The organism is Pseudomonas sp. C2B4, assembly GCF_013359695.1.
In the GTDB taxonomy this organism is placed as follows: domain Bacteria; phylum Pseudomonadota; class Gammaproteobacteria; order Pseudomonadales; family Pseudomonadaceae; genus Aquipseudomonas.
On sequence record NZ_JABFMU010000119.1, the window covers coordinates 1 to 4988 of the forward strand.

At 63.1% G+C, this 4988-nt stretch carries 3 protein-coding genes; all 3 read left to right on the forward strand.

The genetic code is table 11. The annotated features are described in order from the left end of the window. The first annotated feature begins 337 nt into the window (after nucleotides 1–337). The 3 genes from HNQ83_RS30860 to HNQ83_RS30870 are packed head-to-tail and all read left to right on the forward strand — an operon-like array spanning nucleotide 338 to nucleotide 4904. The gene (locus HNQ83_RS30860) at nucleotides 338–1510 is read left to right on the forward strand and encodes an efflux RND transporter periplasmic adaptor subunit (RefSeq protein WP_175392617.1); all 1173 of its coding nucleotides are present in this window, start codon (nucleotides 338–340) and stop codon (nucleotides 1508–1510) included. Next, entirely contained in the window at nucleotides 1511–3484 is a 1974-nt protein-coding gene (locus HNQ83_RS30865; RefSeq protein ID WP_175392618.1) for a MacB family efflux pump subunit, read from the forward strand. Nucleotides 3485–3491: 7 nt separating this feature from the next. Further along, nucleotides 3492–4904: an efflux transporter outer membrane subunit gene (locus HNQ83_RS30870; RefSeq protein WP_175392619.1), complete on the forward strand. Its 1413-nt coding sequence runs from the start codon at nucleotides 3492–3494 to the stop codon at nucleotides 4902–4904. Nucleotides 4905–4988 lie beyond the last annotated feature (84 nt).

Genomic DNA, 4988 nt, shown 5'->3' on the forward strand with positions numbered 1-4988 from the left:
AAACTGTTACCCATGTGCTTGAACTGTTTTGTTACCTATGTGGGTGAGTCATACCCGAGCCTTTTTTTGCTTACTTTTTTTTGGCGTTTGAAAAAAAAGTGAGTCGCCGTAAGGGCGAAACCATAAGTGGCCGTTACCGCGGTAATGGATATGTACACCATCAAAAAGTACGTCGCCTGACGCTAAGCCTTCGCGAGCAAGCTCGCTCCTACAGTTGATCGTTTCAGATGTTGCGCCATGTTTCCGAGGCTAAATTCCACACCGCACTCATCGTTTACAGGACAGCTCCCCGTCCCTGCCAATTCCACGGCAGTGTCCACCCATTCTGGAACCCTGCATGAAACGTCCCCGTCATACCCGACGCGCCCTGCTGGTAGCACTCAGTCTGATCCCCGTTATCGCCGTCGCCGCCTGGCAGATCCTTCCGCCCGGCCGCGACAATTTCGCCACCGTGCAAGTCAGCCGTGGCGATATAGAAAGCAGCGTCACGGCACTGGGCACCCTGCAACCGCGGCGCTACGTCGATGTCGGTGCCCAGGCGTCCGGGCAAATCCAAAAGATCCATGTGGAAGTCGGTGACGTGGTCAAGGAAGGCCAGTTACTGGTGGAAATCGATCCGTCCACGCAACAGGCCAAGCTCGATGCCGGGCGTTTTTCCATCGAAAACCTCAAGGCCCAGCTGCAGGAACAACGGGCGCAACACGACCTCGCCCAGCAGAAATTCCAGCGCCAGCAGAACCTCAAGGCTGGCGGCGCCACCCGCGAAGAAGACGTGCAGACCGCCCAGGCCGAACTGCGCGCCACCCAGGCGCGCATCGACATGTTCCAGGCGCAGATCCGCCAGGCCCAGGCCAGCCTGCGCAGCGATCAGGCCGAACTGGGCTACACGCGGATTTACGCGCCGATGTCCGGCACCGTCGTCGCACTCGACGCCCGGGTCGGCCAGACCCTCAATGCCCAGCAACAGACACCGCTGATCCTGCGCATCGCCAAACTGTCACCGATGACGGTGTGGGCCGAGGTTTCCGAGGCCGACATCGGCCACGTCAAACCCGGCATGAACGCCTGGTTCACCACCCTCAGTGGCGGCACCCGGCGCTGGAAAAGCACCGTGCGGCAGATTCTGCCGGTGCCGCCCAAGCCCCTGGACCAGACCAGCCAGGGCGGCGGCAGTCCCGCCAGCTCGAGCAAAAGCGGTAGCGCCCGGGTGGTGCTGTACACCGTGTTGCTCGACGTCGACAACGCCGACAATGCGCTGATGGCGGAAATGACTGCCCAGGTATTTTTCGTCGCCGACCAGGCCAAAGACGTTCTGACTGCACCGATTGCCGCGCTGCAATCGGGTACCCAAGCGGATAGCCAGACGGCACAAGTCGTCGCGAAAAACGGCAATATTGAACAGCGCACTGTGCGCACCGGCATCAGCGACCGCCTGCGGGTGCAGATCCTCGATGGCTTGCAGGAGGGCGATCACCTGCTGATCGGCCCGGCCGACGGGAGTGGCGGTTGAATGCAAACGCCCCTGATCGAACTGTCGGACATCCGCAAGGCCTACGGCGGAGGCGACGCTCCTGAAGTTCACGTGTTGCGCGGCATCGACCTCTCGATCCATGCCGGCGAGTTCGTGGCGATCGTCGGCGCTTCCGGTTCCGGCAAGTCGACGCTGATGAACATCCTCGGCTGCCTCGACCGTCCGACCTCGGGCGAGTACCGCTTTGCCGGGGAAAACGTCGCGGCCCTGGACAGTGACGAACTGGCCTGGCTGCGGCGCGAAGCGTTCGGCTTCGTGTTCCAGGGTTACCACCTGATCCCCTCCGGCTCGGCCCAGGAAAACGTCGAGATGCCGGCGATTTATGCAGGCACTCCAGCGGCCGAACGCCACGCCCGGGCCGCCGCCCTGCTCGACCGCCTCGGTCTGGCCACGCGCACCGGCAACCGTCCGCATCAACTGTCCGGTGGCCAGCAACAACGGGTGTCCATTGCCCGGGCCTTGATGAACGGCGGTCACATCATCCTCGCCGACGAACCCACCGGCGCCCTCGACAGCCACAGCGGCAAGGAAGTCATGGCGCTACTCGACGAACTGGCGAGCCAGGGCCACGTGGTCATTCTCATCACCCACGACCGTGATGTGGCGGCCCGGGCCAAGCGCATCATCGAGATTCGCGATGGCCTGATCATCAGCGACAGCGCCAAGGACAACCCCGCCGCGCAGCACTCGGCCAACCCCGGCGCCCTGCAAGCGGTGGATCTGCGCAAACGCCTCAGCGAGGGCGCCGAAGCAACAGGAGCCTGGAAAGGCGAGCTGATCGATGCCGTGCAAGCCGCCTGGCGGGTGATGTGGATCAACAAGTTCCGCACCGCGCTGACCCTGCTCGGGATCATCATCGGCGTCGCCTCGGTGGTGGTGATGCTGGCCGTCGGTGAAGGCAGCAAGCGTCAGGTCATGGCCCAGATGGGCGCCTTCGGCTCGAACATCATTTACCTCAGCGGCTCGGCGCCCAACCCGCGAACGCCGCTGGGCATCATCACCCTGGATGAAGTCAGGGCCGTGGCGAGCCTGCCGCAGGTGATGCGAATCATGCCGGTCAACGGCCAGGAAGCCGGAGTGCGTTTCGGCAACCTCGACCACTTGAGTTACGTCGGCGGCAACGACACCAACTTCCCGGCGATCTTCAACTGGCCGGTGGTCGAAGGCAGCTACTTCACCGAGGCCGACGAGCAAAACGCGGCGGCAGTGGCGGTGATCGGCCACAAGGTGCGCACCAAGCTGCTCAAGGACGTGGCCAACCCCATCGGCCAGTACATCCTGATCGAGAACGTGCCCTTCCAGGTGGTGGGCGTGCTGGCGGAAAAAGGCGCCAGCTCCGGCGACTCCGACAGCGACGACCGCATCGCCATCCCGTATTCCGCGGCGAGTGTGCGGCTGTTCGGCACCCACAACCCCGAGTACATCGCGATTGCCGCCGCCGATGCGCGCAAGGTCAAGGAGACCGAGCAGGCCATCGAACAGTTGATGCTGCGTCTGCACAACGGCAAGAAGGATTTCGAACTGACCAACAACGCGGCGATGATCCAGGCCGAAGCGCGCACGCAAAATACCCTGTCGCTGATGCTCGGTTCGATTGCGGCGATATCGCTGCTGGTGGGCGGCATTGGCGTAATGAACATCATGCTCATGACCGTGCGTGAACGGACTCGCGAAATCGGTATCCGCATGGCCACCGGTGCCCGCCAGCGGGACATCCTGCGCCAGTTCCTCACCGAAGCGGTGATGCTTTCGGTGGTCGGCGGGTTGGCCGGGATCGCCCTGGCGCTGATCGTCGGCGGCGTGCTGATCCTCAGCGAAGTCGCCGTCGCGTTCTCCCTGATAGCGGTGCTGGGCGCCTTCGGCTGCGCCCTGGTCACCGGTGTTGTCTTCGGCTTCATGCCGGCCCGCAAAGCTGCCCGACTCGATCCGGTCACGGCCCTTACCAGTGAATGATCTCTTGATGAAGCCGCCCCTCAATCTATTGCTCGACAGCAGTTTGCTGTCCCTGTGCCTGCTGCTCGGCGCCTGTGGCACACCTGCCCAGCGTCCAGACAGCGGCATCGTGTCGCCGTCTTCCTGGCAATCGCCGCACACCCAGGATGCCATGCGCAGCAACGCGCAATGGTGGAACCGCTTCGGCAGCCCGCAATTGGAGAGCCTGGTGGAACAGGCCCGGCTCGGCAGTTATGACCTGGCCGCCGCCATCGCCCGAGTAAAACAGGCACAGGCGGAAACGGTGGTCGCCGGCGGCTCGCAGTTGCCGGAGGTCAAGGCCGGGTTGAATGCCAATCGGCAGAAGTTGCTGCGCGGCAATGGCTATAGCCAACTCGACGCCGACAGCGATAACGACGCGGTCGACTACTTCACCGCCAACCTGACGGCGAGTTACGAAATCGATTTCTGGGGTGGCCAACGCGCCTCCCGCGACAGTGCGCAATTCGCCTTGCAGGCCAGCGAGTTCGATCAGGCAACCGTGGAGCTGACACTGCTCAGCGCTGTCGCCAATACCTACGCGCAAGCCTTGTCGTTACAGGAGCAGAGCCGCATTGCCGAGTTGAACCTGGCCAATGCGCAGAATGTTTTGAAGCTGGTGCAGACCCGCTTCGACTCGGGCTCGGCGACGGCCCTGGAACTGGCGCAACAGAAAAGCCTGGTGGCGGCGCAGCAACGGCAATTACCGCTGGTGCAGCAACAGGCCCGTGACGCGCAAATCAGTCTCGCCGCCCTGCTCGGCCGCCCGGTGCAGGAGCTGACGCTGGGCCAGGAACGCTTTGAACAGCTGTCATGGCCGGCCATCGACGCTGGCGTGCCCAGTCAATTACTCAGCCGTCGCCCGGACATTGCCAAGGCCGAAGCCGACCTGGCCGCCGCCCAGGCCAACGTCACCGTGGCCCGCGCCGCCATGTTGCCGACCGTAACCCTGAGTGCGGAAATCGGCTCTGGCGCCGACCGCGCCAGCGACATCATGCGCAGCCCTTTCTACAACCTCACCGCCGGTTTGCTCGCCCCGGTGTTCAACAACGGTCGCCTGGGCGCCGAACGCGACAAGGCCACGGCCCGACAGGAAGAACTACTGCAAACCTATCGCGGTGCGATCATCAACGGCTTCGCCGACGTGGAAAAAGCCCTGAACAGCATTCGTGGGCTGGACGAACAGCGGCAGTGGCAAAGCGAAGAACTGCGCCAGGCGCAGACTGCGTTCGACATCGCGCAAAGCCGTTATCAGGCCGGGGCCGAGGATTTGCTGACGGTGCTGGAGACGCAGCGAACGCTGTATGCGGCGCAGGACTTGAATGTGCAACTGCGATTGTCGCGTTTGCAGGGGAGTATTGCGTTGTACAAGGCGCTTGGGGGTGGGTGGCAGGTTTTGTAATTGCGGTGACTATTCGGCCGTCTTCGCGAGCAGGCTCGCTCCCACAATGGACCTGTGTTTGCAGGACTGATGTGGGAGCGAGCC